At 70.0% G+C, this 19911-nt stretch carries 16 protein-coding genes; 6 read left to right on the top strand and 10 right to left on the bottom strand.

The genetic code is table 11. From position 1 onward, the window contains the following. The first annotated feature begins 34 nt into the window (after positions 1 to 34). The 3 genes from KAF39_RS15115 (at position 35) to KAF39_RS15105 (ending at position 2176) form a co-directional block, all read left to right on the top strand. Complete coding sequence (locus KAF39_RS15115; protein WP_210678252.1) at positions 35 to 544, top strand: GNAT family N-acetyltransferase; 510 nt, start codon at positions 35 to 37, stop codon at positions 542 to 544. Then, on the top strand, positions 541 to 1035 hold the full coding sequence (locus KAF39_RS15110; RefSeq protein WP_210678251.1) for a MarR family winged helix-turn-helix transcriptional regulator: 495 nt from the start codon (positions 541 to 543) through the stop codon (positions 1033 to 1035). The genes KAF39_RS15115 and KAF39_RS15110 overlap by 4 nt, the downstream gene beginning before the upstream one ends. A 199-nt stretch (positions 1036 to 1234) precedes the next feature. Further along, positions 1235 to 2176, top strand: coding sequence for a pseudouridine synthase (locus KAF39_RS15105; RefSeq protein WP_246878776.1), 942 nt, complete (start codon positions 1235 to 1237; stop codon positions 2174 to 2176). Here the strand turns inward: KAF39_RS15105 and KAF39_RS15100 are convergent. The 6 genes from KAF39_RS15100 to KAF39_RS15075 form a co-directional block, all read right to left on the bottom strand. Continuing rightward, positions 2163 to 2822: a methionine ABC transporter permease gene (locus tag KAF39_RS15100; protein ID WP_210678249.1), complete on the bottom strand. Its 660-nt coding sequence runs from the start codon at positions 2820 to 2822 to the stop codon at positions 2163 to 2165. The two genes, KAF39_RS15105 and KAF39_RS15100, sit on opposite strands and share 14 nt — an antisense overlap. Continuing rightward, on the bottom strand, positions 2822 to 3865 hold the full coding sequence (locus tag KAF39_RS15095; protein ID WP_210678247.1) for a methionine ABC transporter ATP-binding protein: 1044 nt from the start codon (positions 3863 to 3865) through the stop codon (positions 2822 to 2824). Before KAF39_RS15095 ends, KAF39_RS15100 begins: the two co-directional genes overlap by 1 nt. Positions 3866 to 3969: 104 nt before the next feature. Continuing rightward, positions 3970 to 4863 (bottom strand): MetQ/NlpA family ABC transporter substrate-binding protein, encoded by an 894-nt coding sequence (locus KAF39_RS15090; protein ID WP_210678246.1) that lies wholly within the window; start codon positions 4861 to 4863, stop codon positions 3970 to 3972. 103 nt (positions 4864 to 4966) lie between these two features. Beyond that, positions 4967 to 6739, bottom strand: a complete 1773-nt coding sequence (locus KAF39_RS15085; protein ID WP_210678244.1) for a Na+/H+ antiporter — start codon at positions 6737 to 6739, stop codon at positions 4967 to 4969. Positions 6740 to 6779: 40 nt separating this feature from the next. Continuing rightward, positions 6780 to 8657: an ABC-F family ATP-binding cassette domain-containing protein gene (locus KAF39_RS15080; protein ID WP_210678242.1), complete on the bottom strand. Its 1878-nt coding sequence runs from the start codon at positions 8655 to 8657 to the stop codon at positions 6780 to 6782. Between the two features lie 42 nt (positions 8658 to 8699). After that, entirely contained in the window at positions 8700 to 9455 is a 756-nt protein-coding gene (locus KAF39_RS15075) for an alpha/beta fold hydrolase (protein WP_210678240.1), read from the bottom strand. Between the two features lie 102 nt (positions 9456 to 9557). Between KAF39_RS15075 and KAF39_RS15070 the strand changes: the two genes are divergently transcribed. Both KAF39_RS15070 and KAF39_RS15065 read left to right on the top strand, forming a co-directional pair. Next, entirely contained in the window at positions 9558 to 11075 is a 1518-nt protein-coding gene (locus KAF39_RS15070) for an HNH endonuclease signature motif containing protein (protein ID WP_210678239.1), read from the top strand. Between the two features lie 383 nt (positions 11076 to 11458). Then, entirely contained in the window at positions 11459 to 12718 is a 1260-nt protein-coding gene (locus tag KAF39_RS15065; protein ID WP_210678237.1) for a Cmx/CmrA family chloramphenicol efflux MFS transporter, read from the top strand. A 159-nt stretch (positions 12719 to 12877) separates the two neighbouring features. Here KAF39_RS15065 and KAF39_RS15060 read toward each other — a convergent pair whose 3' ends face one another. The 4 genes from KAF39_RS15060 to KAF39_RS15045 form a co-directional block, all read right to left on the bottom strand. Then, complete coding sequence (locus KAF39_RS15060; RefSeq protein WP_210678235.1) at positions 12878 to 13996, bottom strand: sugar-binding protein; 1119 nt, start codon at positions 13994 to 13996, stop codon at positions 12878 to 12880. Between the two features lie 59 nt (positions 13997 to 14055). Continuing rightward, entirely contained in the window at positions 14056 to 15429 is a 1374-nt protein-coding gene (mmsB, locus tag KAF39_RS15055) for a multiple monosaccharide ABC transporter permease (RefSeq protein ID WP_210678233.1), read from the bottom strand. Continuing rightward, the gene (mmsA, locus tag KAF39_RS15050; protein ID WP_246878808.1) at positions 15426 to 16946 is read right to left on the bottom strand and encodes a multiple monosaccharide ABC transporter ATP-binding protein; all 1521 of its coding nucleotides are present in this window, start codon (positions 16944 to 16946) and stop codon (positions 15426 to 15428) included. Before mmsA ends, mmsB begins: the two co-directional genes overlap by 4 nt. A 153-nt stretch (positions 16947 to 17099) precedes the next feature. Beyond that, positions 17100 to 18113, bottom strand: coding sequence for a LacI family DNA-binding transcriptional regulator (locus KAF39_RS15045; protein ID WP_210678231.1), 1014 nt, complete (start codon positions 18111 to 18113; stop codon positions 17100 to 17102). Between the two features lie 166 nt (positions 18114 to 18279). Here KAF39_RS15045 and KAF39_RS15040 point away from each other — a divergent pair, with 166 nt between their 5' ends. Continuing rightward, positions 18280 to 19764: an amidohydrolase family protein gene (locus KAF39_RS15040; RefSeq protein WP_210678229.1), complete on the top strand. Its 1485-nt coding sequence runs from the start codon at positions 18280 to 18282 to the stop codon at positions 19762 to 19764. Positions 19765 to 19911 lie beyond the last annotated feature (147 nt).

The raw sequence follows: 19911 nt of genomic DNA, 5'->3' as shown, positions 1-19911 counted from the left end.
TCCGGAGGAAACACCGTTCTGGAATGCTGGCCGGATGAGCATCGTGATCGAGCGCGTCACCGCCGCCACCCCGGAGATCGCCGCCTTCATCGGCGCGCACCACGCGGAGATGGAGGGCACCGCCCCGCCGGAGAGCCAGCATGCGCTCCCTCTCGACCGTCTGCTCACTCCTCGCATCCGCCTCTTCGCCGGGATCGTCGAGGGCCGTCTCGCCGCGACCGGAGCGCTGGCGGTCGTCGAGGACGGGCACGAGGAGCTGAAGTCGATGCGCACCGACCCGGCGTTCCGCGGGCGCGGTATCGGACGGGCCATGCTGGATCATCTCCTCGCCGACGCCGCCGCGCGCGGCGTCCGCCGGGTCTCCCTGGAGACCGGAAGGGACGCTTTCTTCGCCCCCGCACGGGCGATGTACACGAACGCGGGCTTCCGGGAAGGTGCCGCCTTCGGCACCTACCTGCCCGACCCCCACAGCGTCTTCCTCACCCGGCTCCTGCCCGCGTCGCCGCCGCAGGCGGCGCCCTCGCGCGCGATAATGAACGGATGAGCGAGGCGGATGAGGTCGATCGGATCGTCGGCGCGTGGAACACGCAGCGTCCCGACCTCGACTTCTCCCCCCTCGAGGTGCTGTCCCGGATGGACCGCCTCTCCCGGCACCTCGACCGGGCCCGCCGCGAGGTCTTCCGTCGCAGCGATCTGGAGCCCTGGGAGTGGGACGTGCTGTCGGCTCTCCGCCGGGCGGGCTCCCCGTTCCAGCTCTCCCCCAAGCAGCTCCTCCAGCAGACCCTGGTGTCGAGCGGCACCATGACCAACCGGATCGACCGCCTCGTGGGCCGACGCTTCGTGCGCCGGGAGGCCGACCCCGCGGATGGCCGCAGCGTGCTCGTGACCCTGACCGACGACGGACGGGTGCGGGTGGACGCGGCGATCACCCGCCTCGTGGATGCGGAGGCGGAGCTGCTGCGGGCGCTCTCGCGCGCCGACCGCGACCGCCTCGCCGCGCTGCTGCGCAAGCTGAGCCTCAGCTTCGACACTTGACCCGGTCCCGTCCCGCTCCGTCCGGTCCGGTGTCCTGTTTCACCTGCACGATCCGGACACGGATGCCGGACGATGGGCGTCACCTGATCGTGCGACCGGAACCGGATCGTGCACCCGGACCGAGGGTGGGTCACGACCGGTCGCCTAGGCTGGGAGGACCCGGTCGCGGCCCCGCGACCCCTGCTCCGAAGGCCGACACATGGGCATGCCCTCCCCGCTCCCCGTGCGCGACGGTGTCGGCGCGACGCGGCTCCACGTGCCCCTGACGGGCGCCTGGCCCACCGTCGCCGCGTACATGGTCGAACGGTTCTTCCACCTGGACCCGGAGCGCCTGCTCGTCCGCTTCGACCGCGGGGAGATCGTCGCCCGCGACGGCCGCCCGCTCACCCGGGACACGCCTCTCGGCGCCGAGGAGTTCGTCTGGTACTACCGCGAGCCTCCGGTGGAGAAGGTGATCCCGTTCACCGAGGAGATCCTCCACCAGGACGAGCACCTGGTGGTCGTCGACAAGCCGCACTTCCTGCCCACCACCCCGGGTGGGAAGTACCTGCAGAACTCCGCCCTCGTCCGGCTGCGCAACCGTCTCGGCAATCCGGACCTCACTCCGATCCACCGCCTCGACCGGGCCACCGCGGGGCTGCTGATGTTCTCGGCACGCCCGGCCACCCGGGGTGCGTATCAGCTGCTGTTCGAGGACCGCCGGGTGGAGAAGGTGTACGAGGCGGTCTCCGCGCGTTCGGCTGACTGGGACCCGGATCGGTTCCCCCTCGTCTATCGCAACCGCATCGAGAAGCTCCGCGGCCAGGTCTGCGTGCAGGTGGACGAGGAGGGCGAGCCGAACTCCGAGACGCTCATCGAGGTCATCGCCGCCGACGATCGCGTCGTGCACACGCTCCTGCGGCCGCACAGCGGGAAGATGCACCAGCTCCGCGTGCACCTCGCCGCACTCGGACTCGGCATCCTGCACGACGGCTTCTACCCCGTGCTGCAGCCGGAGCGCCCGGACGACTTCACCCGTCCGCTCCAGCTCCTCGCCCGCGAGCTCCGCTTCACCGACCCGCTCACGGGACGGGAGCGGATGTTCCGCACGCGCCGGAGCCTGCAGGAGGCCCCGGCGCGCGGAACGCTCAGCGGCGCATGACCTTCCGCGCGAGTCGTGCGCCGAGAAGCTGCACGAGGTGCACGAACACGACGATCAGGATGATGGCCGCCCACATCACGAGCGGCTCGAACTGCCGGAAACCGTAGATCTGCGCGAACGCGCCGAGCCCGCCGCCGCCGATCAGACCGGCCATCGCCGTCATGTCGATCAGCGCGACGACGATGAACGTGTATCCGAGGATGAGGGGTCCGAGTGACTCGGGGATCGCGACGGTGAACAGGATCCGCCAGGGACCGGCACCCATCGCCCGCGCCGCCTCGATGACACCGGGCGACACCGACACGAGATGCTGCTCGACGATGCGGCCGATCGCGAACGCCGCGGCGAGACCGATGATGAAGGCGCCGGCGGTGGTGCCGATGCCGACGCCGACGACGAGCCGGGCGAACGGCTGCGCGACCGCCATGAAGATGACGAACGGGATCGGGCGGAAGAAGTTCACCGCGAAGTTGACGAGCCCCGAGACCACCCGGTTCGGCAGCAGGCCACCCGGGCGCGTGACGTACAGCAGGACGCCGACGGCCAGTCCGAGCACCCCGCCGAGGACGAGGGCGAACGACGTCATGTAGAGGGTCTCGAGCGCGGCCTGCCAGAACTCCGGCCACAGTTCGTTCAGACGATCCATCAGCGGGCCTCCTCTCCGGCGATGACGGTGACTTCGACGCGTTCCGCGATCCGCGCGAGAGCCTCGTCGATCGCGCGGGCATCACCCCGGATCGCGAGCGTGAGGTGGCCGAAGGCACGGCCCCGGATGTCGTTGATCCCGCCGTAGACCAGTTCGAAGTCGAGGCCCGCCGATGCGAGATCGAGGAACACCTGGGCCTGAGAGGAATCGCCGTCACGGAACGACAGGGTCACCAGGCGTCCCGTGTGCCGGTCCCGCAGGACCGCGAGTTCCGACGGCGACGGCACGCCCTTGACCACGGTTCCGACGAACCGCTGCGATGCCGGGTTCTGCGGGGCGGAGAAGACGTCGAACACATCGCCCTGCTCGATGACGCGGCCGTTCTCCATGACGGCGACGCGGGTGGCGATGGTCTGGATCACGTCCATCTCGTGCGTGATCACCACGATCGTCACCCCCTGCTCCTCGTTCACGCGCTTCAGGAGGTCGAGGACCTCGTGCGTCGTCTGCGGGTCGAGTGCGCTCGTGGCCTCGTCCGCAAGCAGGATGGCGGGTTTCGTGGCGAGGGCGCGGGCGATGCCGACGCGCTGCTTCTGCCCCCCGGACAGCTGCTCCGGGTACGCCTTCGCCTTGTCGGAGAGGCCGACGAACGACAGCAGCTCCTCGACGCGCGCCTCGATGTCGGGCTTCGACCAGCCGGCCAGCTTGAGCGGATACGCGATGTTGGCCCGGACACTGCGCGACGAGAAGAGGTTGAACTGCTGGAAGATCATCCCGATGCCGCCGCGCACGGCGCGCAGCTCGCTCTCCTTGAGCGCCGTGATGTCGACGCCGTCGACCGTGATCGTCCCGCGCGTCGCGGGCTCCAGGGCGTTGATGAGGCGTACCAGGGTCGACTTGCCCGCACCGGAGTAACCGATGATGCCGAACACGTCGCCCTTGTCGATGGAGAGGGTGACGTCGTCGACGGCGACGATCTCGCGATCGCCGCGGTTGCGGGCGGGATAGGTCTTGGAGACGTTCGTCAGGGTGACGATCGGCATGTGCTGCTCCGGTCTGCTTCTCGGGAAACGGAGAATCGGGCGGCGCAGGAGGCGCCACCCGATTCTCCCTCATCGGACGGGGGCGGTTCGCACCCCGTCGTCCGTCACTTCTCCTCGGCGTCCTTCTGGACCTTCTCCAGCGACGCCACCAGGTCGTCGACCGGGGTCTGCAGCGGCACAGCGGTGTCGCCGGACGACTCCCGCAGGCCCGCCTGGACGTCCTCGTTCGTCTGGAAGATCTCGACGAGCTTCCGGTACGTCTCGTTGTCAGCGTCCTCGGCGCGTGCCGCGAAGATGTTCACGTACGGAAGGGCGTTCGGGTCTTCCGGGTCGTCCTGCGCGATCGCGTCGTCGAACGTGAGTCCCGCGTCCTGGACGAAGTCGTTGTTGATGATCGCGGCCGCGACGTCCGGGAGGGAGGTCGGGATGAGCGCACCCTCCAGCGCGGTCACCGTGACCTTGGACTTGTCGGTGTCGATGTCGGCGAGGTCGGAGTACGGGGTGCCGCCGCTCTTCAGCTCGAGCAGGCCCGCCTGCTGGAGCACGTTGAGCGCGCGCGCCTGGTTCGAGGCGTCGTCGGGGACGGCGACCGTGTCGCCCTTCTTGATGTCGTCGACGTCGTCGTACTTCGTCGAGTACAGGCCGAGCGGGTAGATCGCAGTCGAGCCGATGGGCGTGAGGTCGGACCCGGAGGCGTTGTTGTACTCCGCGAGGTACACGATGTGCTGGAACTGGTTGAGGTCGATCTCGCCCTCGGTCAGCGCCGGGTTCGGCTGCTCGTACGAGCCGAAGTCGACGAGCTCGACCGTGATGCCCTCCTCGGCGGCCGCTTCGACGAACGGCGCCCACTGCGCGTCGCCCTTGCCGACGACGCCGATCTTGACGGTCTCGTCCTCGGAGCCGGAGCCGGCGTCCGACGACGTTGCGCACCCGGCGAGGGCGACGAACAGCGGAACCGCGGCGAGCGCGGCGAGAACGGAGGTGGTGCGGCGAGACATGATGAGGGGTTCCTTCCTGGCGGGACTCGACAACGTTAGGCAGGCGCGTGCGCTGTCGTGGAATCGGGATGTCACACGGCGTCACAGCCGCGCGAGTGGCGGGTCAGTCGAGCTCTTCGATGCCCTGCAGCCGCACCTGTTCGAGGTCGAGACGCGCGGAGATGCGGCGGACGACCATGTCGTCCACGGTGCCGGCACCACGGAGGCCCAGCAGCACCTCGCGCTTGCGGTCGAGCAGCGCGAGCTTGAGGCGCGTGTGCTCCTCGTGGCGCACGAGCGGCGAGCGCTGGGCGAGGTCGACGTCGGCGGAGGTCGCGATCATCCGCAGCGTCGTCCCCTCCGTCCCGTCCGGGTCGGGAGCGGTGCCGGCGGAAACGGCGACGTCGCCGGGCTCTTCCTCGCCTCGCTCCTCTCCCCCGGTGCCATAGGGGTCCGGTTCGCCGAGCATCTCATCGAGCACGTCCGCCTCGGCGTCGATCAGCGCCTGCTCCCGGGCGAGCGTGCGCGCATTCGCGAACTCGAGCGCCTGGTAGCCCTCGGCGCGCACCCGGTCGCGCACCTCCTGCCCGATCCCGTGCTCCTCCGCCAGGTCGTCCAGGGCGGCGAGGGCGGCGCCGGAGATCGCCCGCTCGGCGAGCTCGTACTCCTCGTCCTCCGCGTGGTCGGCGGGGAACCGCGCCCAGCGCACGAGCGCGGGCAGGAGCGGAGCCTGCACGAGGAGGCTGAGCAGGATCACCCCGGCGGTCACGAAGACGATCTCGTCGCGGCCGCCCACGATGGCCCCGTCGGAGACGCCCGCCGGCACGGACAGCGCGATGGCGAGCGACACGGCGCCGCGCATGCCGGCGACCGTGGACACGAGTCGGGCGCGGGAGCGCGCGCCGCGGGGCGGGCGTTCGGCCGTGCGACGCTGGAACAGCACGTTGAGGAGCTGGAACACGTAGCGCACGACGAACAGGGTCGCCCACACGGCGAGCGTCACGAGGAGGAGGCGGCCGATGGCGGCGGCGGAGATCTCGTGCGCGACGAACTGCACCTCGAGGCCGATCAGCACGAACAGCGCCCCGTTGAGGAGGAACACCCCGAACGGCCAGGCGGCGTCCGCCTGCCGGCGCGAGGCCGCGGTGGTCACCCGGGGCGACACCCAGGCGACGATGAGGCCGCCGACGACCACGGCGAGCACGCCCGACGCATGGACCAGTTCCGCGAGGAGGAACGCCGAGAACGGTACGAGCAGGAGGGTCACGTTGATGACGATCGTCGAGGAGACGCGGCGCAGCAGCAGGGTGGCGAGGGCCGCGACCACGATGCCCGCGGCGATCCCGCCCACATACGACACCAGTACGTCCCACGTCACCGAGAGCGGAGTGACCTGGCCGCCGAGTGCCAGCGACACGGCGATCGCGTAGAGCACCAGCGCCGTGCCGTCGTTGGTGAGGCTCTCCGCCTTGAGCTTCATGAACATGCGTCTCGGGAGCAGCCGCCCCAGCGCGGCGACCGCCGTGGCGTCCGGAGGAGCGACCGCAGCGCCGAGGAGCAGCGCGATCTCCCAGGGCATGCCGAACAGCACCCCGATGCCGGCGACGGCGAACGCGGAGGCCACGACGAGCAGGGTGCTCATCGGAACGATGTAGCGGAAGTCGCGCCGGATCGACCGGAGCGACGTGGTGAGACTCTCCCAGAAGAGCATCACCGGCAGGAACAGCAGCAGCACGGTCTCCGGTGGCAGCTGCACCTCGCGCAGCGGCGGGATGAACCCCAGCAGCAGACCGAGGATGACGAGGACGAGGGGCAGCGCGAGACGCACGCGCGGGGCGATCAGGGTTCCGACGAGGATCGTGAGTCCGAGCAGGACGGTTACTTCGAGGCCTTCCATCGCTACCTCCCAACAGTCATGGGAGAAGGATATTCCTCCGTCAGCCGATCTCCTCCGTGAGCTCGAACCAGCGCAGCTCCAGCTCTTCGATCTCGGCCTCCTGTGCCGTGATCGCCTTCATCCGCTCGCCAAGGCCCTCGTAATCGGACTGGTCGTGGTCGGCGAGGGCGTGCTTGGCCGCGTCGACCTGCTGGGTGAGCTTCTGGATGCGGCGCTCGAGGGCGGCGGCCTCCTTCTGCGCCGCCCGGAGAGCCGCGCCGTCGAGACCGCTCGGCGTCGGAGCCTCGGCGACGGCCGACTTGGTGGGGCCGCTCTCGACGCGCTGCCGCAGACGCAGGTACTCGTCGACGCCGCCGGGGAGGTGCCGGAGGCGCCCCGCGCCGTCCGGACCGGGAAGGATCGCATACTGCTGATCCGTCACCCGCTCCAGGAAGTACCGGTCGTGGCTGACGACGAGGAGCGTGCCCGACCAGGAGTCGAGGAGATCCTCGATCGCGGCGAGCATGTCGGTGTCCATGTCGTTCGTCGGCTCGTCGAGGATGAGCACGTTCGGCTGGTCGAGCAGGACGAGCAGGAGTTGCAGCCGCCGCTGCTGCCCACCGGACAGATCCTTCACCGGGGTGGAGAGCTGGGCGGACGAGAATCCGAGCCGCTCCAGGAGCTGGCCGGGCGTGAGGTCCTGCGCCTTCGATCCCGCACCGAGCGTGTACGACGTGCGCAGACCGGAGATGACCACGCGCACCGGGTCGTTCCAGTGCGGCAGGAGTTCGTCCAGGCGCTGGGTGAGCGTGCGCACCTGCACGGTCTTCCCTCGCTTGATCCGCCCCTCCGTCGGCTCGACGGTGCCCGAGATGAGGCCGAGGAGAGTCGACTTCCCCGCGCCGTTCACGCCGAGGATGCCGGTGCGCTCCCCCGGCGCGATGCGCCACTCGACGTCCTTCAGCACCGTCTTGCCCGGCTGGGCCCCTGAGCCCGTCGAAGCCTGGGTCCCTGAGCCTGTCGAAGCCTGGGTCCCTGAGCCTGTCGAAGGGTACGTCACCCCGACATCGAGGAGGTCGACGACGTCCTTGCCCAGCCGCGAGACAGCGAGCGACTGCAGGGAGACCTTGTCGCGGATCTCGGGCACGTCGGCGATGAGTTCGTTGGCCGCGTCGATGCGGAACTTCGGCTTGCTCGTGCGGGCGGGAGCACCGCGACGCAGCCAGGCGAGCTCCTTGCGGGCGAGGTTCTGTCGCTTCGCCTCGGTCGCCGCCGCCATCCGGTCGCGCTCCACCCGCTGCAGGATGTAAGCCGCGTAGCCGCCCTCGAAGGGCTCGACGATGCGGTCGTGCACCTCCCACGTCTCGGTGCAGATCTCGTCGAGGAACCACCGGTCGTGGGTCACGACGAGGAGGGCGCCGGCGTTCGCGGGCCAGCGCTTCTTGAGGTGCCCGGCGAGCCAGGTGATCGCCTCGACGTCGAGGTGGTTGGTCGGCTCGTCGAGCGCGATGACGTCCCAGTCGCCGGTCAGCAGCTTCGCGAGCGACACCCGACGCCGCTGACCGCCGGAAAGGGAGCCGACCTCCGCGTCCCACGGCAGATCGGTTAGCAGCCCCTCGATGACGTCGCGGACGCGGGCATCGCCGGCCCACTCGTGCTCGGGGAGATCGCCGACGACCGCGGCACCGACGGTGATGTCGTCGGGGAGCGTGTCGGCCTGGTCGAGCACCCCGATGCGGGTGCCGCCCCGGACCGTCACACGTCCGGAATCGGGCTCCTTCCGGCCGGCGAGCATGGCGAGCAGGCTCGACTTGCCGTCGCCGTTGCGGCCGACGATGCCGATGCGGTCACCCTCCTCGATGCCGAGGGTCACGGCGTCGAAGACGACGCGGGTCGGGTATTCGAGGTGCAGGGCTTCGGCCCCGAGAAGATGTGCCATGTCCTCTCCAGGGTAGTCGCGCCACGTCGCGCGGTCTCCCGGTCAGACGAGCGATGGGGCGAAGATCTCCGGAAGCGCCGCGGTGAAGACCTCGAAGTGGCTGTGCCACACGGTGTGCGCGGCGCCGGGGATGCTGCGCACCGTCACCCCGCCGTGCTCGAACCGTCGCGCGTCCTCGTCGGTGACCCAGGCGCTGGGCTCCGCGCGGACGACGATGGAGCCGGGTGCCGCGGACCACTGCCCGTCCGCCCCGCAGGAGACGGATGCGGCCGTCGCGGGGTCGAACCGCGCGGCGGCGCGCGCCTCGACCGCGGCGTCGTCCACCGAATAGAAGGGACGGAGCCGGCGCAGTTCGGCGGGCGACATCCGCGTGCGGCGGTCGTGTTCGTACCGCGCGACGAGAGCGGCGCGTTCCTGGCCGCCCTGGAGGGCCAGGGGCGCGTCGACGTAGACCGCGAGAGCCGGGTCGAGTCGAGGTGCGGCGGCGGCCAGGACCGTGGCACCGAAGGAGTGGCCGACGGCCACGGCGAGCGGGGCGCGGCCGTCCGCCGCGTGCACGTCCGCGCGGCTCCGGTGCTGCGCGAGGGTCTCGACGACGGCATCCGCCGCCGACTCGATCGTGAGGTCCGGATCACGCGGTGAGAGACCGTGGCCGGGCAGGTCGAGGGCGAGCACGCGGAAGCCCCGCTCCACGAGCAGCGGGACCACGCGGTGCCAACTCTCGGCAGACCCCATCATCCCGTGCAGCAGCACGGCGACACGGTCGCCCTCCCCGGCTTCGATGACGTTCAGGAGCACCGGGCCAGTCAATCACGTTCGTTACCTTTTCGTGATCAGACTTTCGGCCAGACTCCTTCGAATCTTCGTTCGAATGTCGGTGGTGGGTGATGGACTGAGGTCATGCCCGCACTGCTCGATGCCACAGACTCCCAGATCGCGATCCTCGCCGATCTGGTGGCCGGACTGGAGGCGGCGGAGAAGACCCTGAGCAGCATGCAGGCCGCGCGGGACGGGCTGCTCGCGATGGCGGGGCGCCTCGCGGTCGACATCGCGCGGCAGGCCCGGCACCCGGACGGCGGCGACATGGCGATCCGCACGGTCGCGGCCGAGATCGGCGCCGCGCAACGCGTGAGCGACCGCACCATCGAGCGCAAGATGTCCGATGCCTCCTGGCTGGTCGAGCGGTTTCCCGCGGTGTGGCAGGCGCAGGGCGCCGGGCGGATCAGCGGGGCACACGCGCGCGTGATCGTCGAGGCGGGGGCGCACCTCACAGACCCCGACGATCGTGCCCGCTTCGCGGACGAAGCGATCGAAGTGGCCGCGGTCGAGTCGCCGAACCGGGTGCGTCGCCAGGTGCGGCGACTGGCCGACCGGTTCCAGGAGCGCACGCTCGTCGAACGTCACCGCGATGCCAGGGAGCTGCGGCGGATCTGGGTGACCGATCTCGACGACGGGATGGCCGAGCTCGGAGCCCGCGGACCGGCTGCCCTCGTGCACGGCATGTACGACCGGCTCTCGCAGATGGCGCATGCCGTTCGTGAGGAGAACGCGCGGGCACGGCGGCACGCGGCGCGCCAGGCCCTCGCCGAGGGTGGCGCCGCCCTCTCGACCGCCGCGGACGCTGACGCCGGCGCGTCTGGCTCTTGTTCCGCCTCCGCCGCCGGTTCCGGTTCCGGTTCCGGCTCCGGTTCTGCCTCCGATTCCGGTTCCGCCTCCGCCTCCGCTTCCGCTTCCGGTTCCGCCTCCGATGAGAGGACGATCGATCAGCTTCGCGCGGATCTGCTCGCTGACCTCGTCCTCACGGGAGCTCCGGCGGGGCACGATTCGGAAGCGGGGCTTCTCTCGGAGCTTCGGGCTCGGATCGAGGTCACGGTGCCGGTGCTCAGCCTCATGCACGACGACCGGATCGGCGGGTCGGCCGAGACTCCGGTGCTTCCCGCGGAACTCGACGGAGTGGTCCCCATCGACCCGGCCACGGCCCGCCGACTCGCCGGAGCGGCGAGCGGCTGGGACCGCGTGCTCACCCACCCGATCAGCGGTGCACTGCTGGCCGTCGACCGCTACCGGCCGAGCGAAGACCTCCGCCGGCACCTGCGGGCCCGCGATCAGCGATGCCGGTTCCCCGGCTGCGGCCTGATGCCGCGGAAATGCGACCTCGATCATAATCACGACGCCGCCCTCGGCGGCGAGACCGCGCACGACAACCTCGCGACCTTCTGCCGACGGCATCACATGCTCAAACACCACTCGCCGTGGCACGTCGAACAGCGCCCGGGCGGGGTGCTCGAATGGACGAGCCCGACCGGACGGACGTACATCGACCGGCCGCCGGTGCCGCACACGGTCACGTTCACCGATTCGACCGGGGGTGACCCCCGGGTGCCGTCGCGCCTCCCGGGCGACGATCCCGATTGGTGACGGCTTCCCCGGCGATGTCTCACCCTGGCGATGCCACTCTCTTGTCACGTCTACCCCGCTGGCGCCTGCCCGGTGACGTCCGCCCGGGTGCGGCTCTCCCGGCGACGACTCCCCTTCCCGAGAGCTGGAATCCGTGAGGCCGGTTCCCTCGCCCGGGCCCGGGGCGTGTCTCCGGCTGCACCTGCACCTGCACCCGCACCTGCACCGTCCCATAGAGTGGAGACATGTCGAGTCCCGAATCAGACAGGTCGGGGGCTGCCGGTCACACCGTCAGCCCCGTGCTCCGCTGATCCCCGTCCGCCGTCCTGGCCGACGCGCGCCGTGACACGGGCGCTGACCGTGGTGACGAGAAGTCCCTCTTCCCTCTCACCTCGGAGAACTCGATGCCGTTCGCTCTCTACGCCCTTGCCCTGGCGGTCTTCGTCATGGGCACGTCGGAATTCATGCTCGCGGGGCTCATCCCCGCGATGTCCGCCGATCTCGACATCCCTGTCGGCACGGTCGGCCTGCTCACGTCCGCCTTCGCCGTCGGCATGGTCGTCGGGGCCCCGACGATGGCTGCCTTCGCCCGCAGCTGGCCGCCCCGCCGCACCCTCCTCGCCTGCCTCGCCGTCTTCGGCCTCTGCCACATCGTCGGCGCGCTGACCTCGGTGTTCGACCTCCTGCTCGCCACCCGCGTGCTCAGCGCTCTGGCGAACGCGGGGTTCCTCGCCGTCGCCCTGCGCACCGCCACCCTCCTCGTGCCCCGGGAGCGAACCGGGCGCGCGCTCGCCGTCCTGCTCTCGGGAACGACCATCGCGACCATCGTCGGCGTCCCCGCCGGCGCCCTGCTCGGCACCGCGCTGACCTGGCGGGCACCCTTCGCCGCCGTGGCTCTCCTCTGCGTCGTCGCGTTCCTCGGCGTCCTCCGCGGCGTCCCGGCCACGATCGCCGCGCAGACGACCGCGACGCCCGCCGGGCGAGACACCGTTCGGGACAGCGCCGGAGAGACCACACCCCCGTCCCTGCGGGCGGAACTCGCTCTGCTCGCGACACCCCGCCTCGCGCTCACGATGATCCTGGCGGCGCTGGTCAACGCGGGCACGTTCGCGGTCTTCACCTTCCTCGCACCGGTCGTCACCGACACCGCCGGCCTGCCCCCGGCGGCGGTGTCGGTGTCGCTGGTGCTGTTCGGCGTCGGCTCGTTCGCGGGAGTGACGATCGCAGGCCGCCTCGCGGACCGCCACGCCGCCGCACTGCTCGCCATCGGCACCCCGCTGCTGCTCGGCGGCTGGATCGTCCTGGCGACGGTCGCGACGCAGCCGATCGCACTGCTGGCCCTCGTCTTCGTGCAGGGCGTGCTGTCGTTCGGCGTCGGCAGCACGCTGATCACCCGGGTGCTGTACGCCGCCTCCGGAGCTCCGACCATGGGAGGGTCGTACGCGACCGCCGCGCTGAACATCGGCGCCGTGATCGGGCCGGCGTGGGGAGCAGTCGCTCTCGCCAGCGGCGCCGGTCCCCTCTCCCCCGTCGCGGTGGCCGCAGTCCTGACGGCGGCGGCGCTCGCCCTCGGCCTGTCCCTCCGACGGACGCTGAGCCTGGCCGTCCGCCTCCGCCGTCGCTCTCGCCGGCGCCCTCGCTCTCGCCCTCGTCCTCGCCGCTGAGTCGCCCGGGCGGTGGCGGAGCGATCGCACAGGGCCACGCAGGACCACGCCCCAGAACGAGGACGAGCCGCCCGGACCCGAAGGTCCGGACGGCTCGTCCTGTGCGTCATTCGCGGGGAACGACGGGGTCACGCGAATCCGTGACGTCGGTGCTCTGGCTTACTCGTACGACTTCACGATCTCGAGGAGGCTCGGCACGTTGGCGTAGGCCTCGGCCGCGTTCTCCTTGGTCACGATGACCGGCGGAAGCAGGTAGGCCGGGACGACCTTCTTGCCGTTGTCGTACTGGTCGGTGTCGTTGACGTCGACCTCCTCGCCCTTCTGGAGCTGACCGACCATCTTGATGGCCTGCTCCACGAGCAGCGCGGTGTCCTTGTTGATCGTGGAGTACTGCACGCCCTCCATGATCGACTTCACCGACTCGACCTCGGAGTCCTGACCGGTGACCACCGGCACGGGCTTTCCGGCCTGCTGCGCCGAGGTGATGATGGCGCGGGCGAGGGTGTCGTTCGGGGACAGGACGCCGTCGAGCGTCTCCGAGCCGTAGCTCGACGTGAGGATCGAGTCCATCCGGCGCTGGGCGTTCTCCGGCTTCCAGCCCTCGGTCGCCGTCTGGGAGATCTCGGTCTGCCCGGAGACGACGTTCAGCGTGCCGTCGTCGATCTTCGGCTGCAGCACCTCCATCGCCCCGTTGAAGAACACCGCCGAGTTGGCGTCGTCCGGCGAGCCCGAGAACAGCTCGATGTTGTACGGCGCCTCGTGACCCGCGCGCTCGGCCAGCCCGTCGAGCAGCGCCTGCCCCTGGAGCTTGCCGACCTCGAAGTTGTCGAAGGCGACGTAGTAGTCCACGGCGTCGGTGTTCTCGATCAGACGGTCGTAGGCGATGACGGCGACACCGGCGTCGCGAGCGGCCTCCACCTGCGTGGTGAGCTGCTTGCCGTCCTTGGCGCCGATGATGATGACCTTCGCGCCACCGGTGACCATCGCCTGGATCTGGTTCTGCTGCTCGGCGACCGTGTTGCTGGCGGGCGCGTACTGCACGTCCGCCTTGAAGCCGGCCTCTTCGAGACCGTCGGTGAACAGCTGACCGGCCAGGACCCAGTTCTCCGAGGTCTTGTCGGGCAGGGCGACACCGATCGTGGAGTCGGCGGCGAAGCCCTTGGCGGCCTCCTCGCCCGACCCCGAACCCGAGTCACCGCCGCGCTCCGAGGAGCAGCCGGTGAGGGCGAATGCGCCCGCGACGACAAGCGCTGTCGCCGACAGAAGAATCTTCTTCATGTGATCTCTTTCTCTGGTGTGTGCAGGTCCCGTCGCGCCTGCGTTGCGCGACGCGGCCCTTACTTTCCGCGCGTCTCCTCGACGGCGGGGGCTTCGTACTTCTGACTGGTGGGGTAGTTCGTCTTCGTGGGATCGAACGTGTCGGTGGCCGGATCCTGCTTGCGGCCGAGACGGCGCGTGAGGAAGCCGATGATCGACGGCCGGCCCTGCTGCTTGTTCCACACGTCGACACCGACGGCGAAGAGCAGCACGAGGCCCTTGATCATCGAGACGACGTCGGCGCCGGCGCCGAGGAGCGCGAGGCCGTTGTTCAGGAACGCCATCACCAGACCACCGATGATCGACCCGATCACCGTGCCGATACCGCCGGAGACGGCCGCGCCACCGATGAACACGGAGGCGATCGCGTCGAGCTCCCACCCGTTGCCGTCCTGCGGCCCCGAGGCGGTCGCCCTGGCGACGTAGATCATGCCGGCGAGCGAGGCCAGGACCGACATGTTCATCATCACGAAGAAGTCGACCCAGCGGTCCTTCACGCCCGAGAGGCGGGCCGCCTGCCGGTTGCCGCCGACCGCGTAGATGTGACGGCCGAAGACGGTGTTGTTCGTGATGAACGAGTAGAGGATGACGAGAGCGAGGAGGATGACGCCCGAGATCGGGAAGCTCGTGCCCTCGCGTCCCGTGGCGAACAGCCAGCCGGCGACGAGGATGACCGCCGAGATGAGGACGACCTTCGTCACGCTCACCCAGAGCGGCGCCATGTCCGACCCCATCTTGCGCTGGATGCGCCGGGTGCGGATCTCCCAGAACACGATCCACGCGACGCCGGCGAGCGCCAGCAGCATGGTCGGGATGTTGAACGGCAGCGGGAGCGCGATCTCCGGGAGGTAGCCGGCACCGATGATCTTGAAGCCCTCCGGCACGGGCACGGACTGCGAGTCGCCGACCCACTGGTTCGCGCCGCGGAAGAACAGCATGCCGGCGAGAGTCACGATGAACGCCGGGACCCCGACATAGGCGACCCAGAAGCCCTGCCAGGCGCCGACGAGGACGCCCACCCCCAGGCCCAGCAGCACGCCGAGCGGCCAGGGGAGGTTCCAGTCCTGCATGGCCTTGGCCACCACGATGCCCGTGAACGCCGCCACCGAGCCGACCGAGAGGTCGATGTGCCCCATGATGATGACCATCACCATGCCGATCGCCAGGATCAGGATGTACGAGTACTGGTTGACGACGTTGATGAGGTTGCCCGACGACAGCGTCAGGCCCGTGCCCTTCACGATCCAGGTCAGCACCTGGAAGACGACGAGGATGACGACGAGGCTGCCGAGGATGCCGAACTGGCGCAGCGTGGAGGTGCCGCCGCCTCCGAACATCTTCGTGATGTCCTTGAAGTGGAAGCCGCGCTTCGCGGTGGTCGAGTCGGTGGTCATGCGGATGCTTTCTGGGTCGCGGAGGTCATGCTGCGCATGAGGTCCTCGGGGGTCGCCTGGTCGGCCGGGATGCAGTCGGTGACCCGGCCTTCGAACACGGTGTAGATGCGGTCGGAGATGCCGAGCAGCTCGGGCAGCTCGCTGGAGATGACGATCACGCCCTTGCCCTGCGCGGCGAGCTCGTTGATGATCGCGTAGATCTCGTACTTCGCGCCCACGTCGATGCCGCGGGTGGGCTCATCGAGGATCAGCAGGTCGGGGTCGGTGAACATCCACTTCGCGAGGACGACCTTCTGCTGGTTGCCGCCGGAGAGCTTGCCGACGCCCTCCTCGACCGACGGGGTCTTGATGCGCAGCGCCTTGCGGTAGCGCTCCGCCACCGAGAACTCCTCGCGGGAGTCGACGACGCCGTTGTGGGCGATCTTGGACAGCTTCGCCGCGACGATCGACCGCTTGATCGTGTCGAGCAGGTTCAGCCCCAGCACCTTGCGATCCTCGCTGACATAGGCGAGGCCGTGCTTGATCGCGGCGGCGACGTCGGGGAGCTCGATCTCCTCACCGTCCTTGACGATGGTGCCCGAGAGGAACGTGCCGTAGGAGCGGCCGAAGATGCTCATCGCGAGCTCGGTGCGCCCCGCGCCCATGAGGCCGGCGATGCCGACCACCTCGCCGCGACGGACGTCGATGCTCGACCCCTTCACGACCATGCGCTCCGGCACGGTGGGGTGCTGCACCCACCAGTCCTTGACCTCGAAGAACACCTCGCCGATCTCCGGCGTGCGGTCCGGGTACCGGCTCTCCAGCGAGCGGCCGACCATGCCGCGGATGATGCGGTCCTCGTTGATCTCGCCGCGCGAGATGTCCAGCGTCTCCACCGTGCGGCCGTCGCGGATGATCGTGATCTCGTCGGCGATCTGCTCGATCTCGTTGAGCTTGTGGCTGATCATGATCGACGCGATGCCCTTGGCCTTGAGGCCGAGGATCAGGTCGAGGAGGTGCTGCGAGTCGTTCTCGTTGAGCGCCGCGGTCGGCTCGTCGAGGATGAGGAGCTTGACGTCCTTGTTGAGCGCCTTGGCGATCTCGATGAGCTGCTGCTTGCCGACGCCGAGGGTCTTGATCGGCACGTCCGGGTCCTCATCCAGCCCGACGCGGGCCAGCAGCTCGATCGTGCGCTCCTTCTGCGCCTGCCAGTCGATGCGCCCGAAGCGGCGGATCTCGTTGCCGAGGAAGATGTTCTCGGTGACCGACAGCTCCGGGATCAGCGCGAGCTCCTGGTGGATGATGACGATGCCGGCCTGCTCGCTCGCCGCGATGTCCTTGAAACGCTGCTCCTGGCCGTACAGGAGGATTTCGCCGTCGTAGGTGCCGTACGGGTACACCCCCGACAGGACCTTCATCAGCGTCGACTTCCCGGCGCCGTTCTCGCCGCAGATCGCGTGGATCTCGCCGGCGCGGACGGTGATCGAGACGTCGGCGAGCGCCTTGACTCCCGGGAACTCCTTGGTGATGCGGCGCATCTCCAGGATCGGGCCTGACACGGTCGGCAACGTTGCTGTGGTGCTCACGGATCTTCCTCGCGACGTGCGGTCACCTTCGATGTGACCGTTCACATCGGTATATCGTCGTCTTCCGGGACAGCGGTGTCAAGTCCGCGGCGTGTTTTCGTGTCGCTACCGTGATGCAGCGGATTCGCGGGCCCGCAGGAGCGTCTGCAAGGGGCCGAACGCGGGGACCTTCTCGCCGCGGATCTCGGCGAGCAGGATGCGCACGGCGCGCCGCCCGAGCTCGGGGAAGTCCTGGTGCACGGTGCTCAGCGTCGGCGCGACGTGCGCCGCGACCGGGATGTCGTCGAAGCCGATCACGCTCACGTCGTGCGGCACGCGCACGCCCGCATCGCGGAAGCCGTGCAAGAGCCCGATCGCCATGAGGTCGTTCGCCGCGAAGACGGCGGTGAAGTCCCGGCGCACGGAGAGCTCCTTGCCCGCGAAATAGCCGAAGTCGGCGGTCCAATCACCCCGGATCGGCGGGAAGGTGGGCAGATCGGCGTCCCGGAGCGCATCGAGATAGCCGCGCATCCGCGACTCCGCCTCGATCCAGTCCTGCGGTCCGGCGAGATGGAGGATGTCGCTGTGGCCGAGCGCGATGAGGTGCTCGGTGGCCGCCTTGGCCCCCGCCACCTGGTCGGCCGAGAGGCTCACGCCGTCGGAGCCGGACGCCGTCTGCAGGCTCACGAACGGCATCGTGACGTTCATGCCGCGCAGGACATGGAAGACGCGCACCTGCGGCGCCAGCACGACAATGCCGTCCACCTGCTCGCGCTCGAGCTGGCGCACGGCGTTGCCGATCGCCTCCGGCGTGGTCGCCGGGAGGTTGAGGGTGGAGACCGAGTAGCCCTCCTCGCGCGCCGCGTCCTCGATCCCCGCGATCGACGACGTCGGCCCGAACTCCCCGATCGTCGCCGACAGGATGCCGAGCACGTTCGACTTGCTGGTCACCAGCGCCCGCGCCGCGAGATTGGGCCGGTAGTCGAGGACGGCGATCGCGTCGAGCACCTTGGCCTTGGTCTCGGGCCGGATGCTCGGGTGATCGTTCAGCACGCGGGAGACCGTCTGATGCGAGACTCCGGCCAGCCGCGCGACGTCCCGGATGCTCGGCATGCGGGCACGCTCGGAGGAGGTCGACATCGAGCCTCCTCGCGTGTGCACGGTCACATGACCTCTACATTATGTCTGCCGTCCCGGCTCCGTGCACGTTCCGCGCGCGACCGACTTGTGGGATCGCACCGGAACACCCGGTGGGTTTCGTGCGGCGGCACGGGATCACCGGGAACGGTCGTGCGAGGGTGGCGGCGTGGAGACTCTGCTGCGCGGCGGGCGCGTGATCGACCCGATGACGGAGACGGACCAGGTCGCCGACCTGCTGATCGCGGACGGCCGGGTGCGTGCCGTCGGCCCGGATCTCGACGCTCCGGCCGGCGCCGACGTGATCGACGCCGACGGGCTGATCGTCGGGCCGGGTTTCGTCGACCTGCACAGCCACGTGCACTCGATCGCGGGCCAGCGACTCCAGGCCCTGGACGGGGTGACCACCGCACTCGACCTCGAAGCCGGACTCATGCCGATCGCCGAGGCCCTCTGCCGCGCGGCTGCCGACGGACGACCGCTGAACTACGGGTTCTCCGCGTCCTGGGCGCAGGCGCGCGCCCTCGCCCACCTCCACCGCGTGCCGATCGCCGACTTCACCGCCTCGATGGACCTGCTCGGCATCAGCGACTGGCAGCGCTCGTCCTCCCCCGTCGAGCGCCGGCAATGGCTGCGCCTCCTTGAGGACGAGCTGTCGGCCGGCGCCCTCGGCATCGGCGTGCTCATGGGGTACGCCCCGAGGTCCGACCCGGAGGAGTACCTCGACCTCGCCCGCATCGCCGCCGCCGCGCACGCCCCGACCTTCACGCACGTCCGCGAGCTGATCGAAGCCGACCCGCGCACCCCGATCGACGGCTCCGAAGAGCTCGTGCGGGCGGCCGCCGAGACCGGCGCCGCAATGCACCACTGCCACGTGAACAGCACCTCGCTCCGGCACGTCGACCGCGTTCTCGCCCTCCTCGACCGCAGCCGCGCGGCGGGCTCCCGGGTGACGGTGGAGGCCTACCCATACGGGGCGGGCAGCACCGCCATCGGTGCGTTCTTCCTCGCCCCCGAGAAGCTGCCGGGGCTCGGCATCACGCCGCAGTCCCTCCTCCTCGTCGAGACCGGCGAGCGCATCGCCGACGAGGCTCGGCTGCGCGAACTGCGGGCGACCGACCCCGGCGCCACGTGCATCGTGACCTTCCTCGACGAAGCCGACCCGTTCGATCGCGCCCACCTGCACCGCGCACTCGCGTACCCCGACGCGATCGTCGCTAGCGACGCCATGCCGGTGTCGTGGACCCAGCCGGACGGCTCCGCCCGGTACGAGCAGCGCGACTGGCCCCTGCCGCCCGGCGGGCACACGCACCCCCGCACCGCCGGGACCTTCCTGAAGTCCCTGCGCCTCATGGTGCGCGAGAGCGGGGAATGGACCTGGATGGAGGCGTTCCGCCGCTGCTCCACCCTGCCCGCCCGCGTGCTCGACGAGGTCGCCTCCGGGATGCGGAGGAAGGGCCGGCTCGACGTCGGCGCCGACGCCGACCTCGTCGTGCTCGACCCCGCGAGCGTCACCGATCGCGCCACCTACGCCGACCCGACCCGCCCCTCGCAGGGCGTGCGGCACCTCTTCGTGCACGGCACCGCGGTGGTGCGCGACGGCGACATCGTGCCGGACGCCCTGCCCGGTCGCGCCGTGCGCGGCGATGCATGAGGGACCGGGTCGGGAGCGTGACCTGTTCGTCCGTCCGCACCAAGCAGCGCGGACATCTCGTCCTCCGGCACCAACGGACGGACGGAACGCGCGAATAGTCTCGGCGCATCGCCGTCCCCCTCCCCGCGGACGGCCCACTCGAGGAAG

The organism is Microbacterium sp. BLY, from assembly GCF_017939615.1.
Taxonomy (GTDB): Bacteria; Actinomycetota; Actinomycetes; order Actinomycetales; family Microbacteriaceae; genus Microbacterium.
This window is presented reverse-complemented; position numbering and strand designations above follow the sequence as displayed.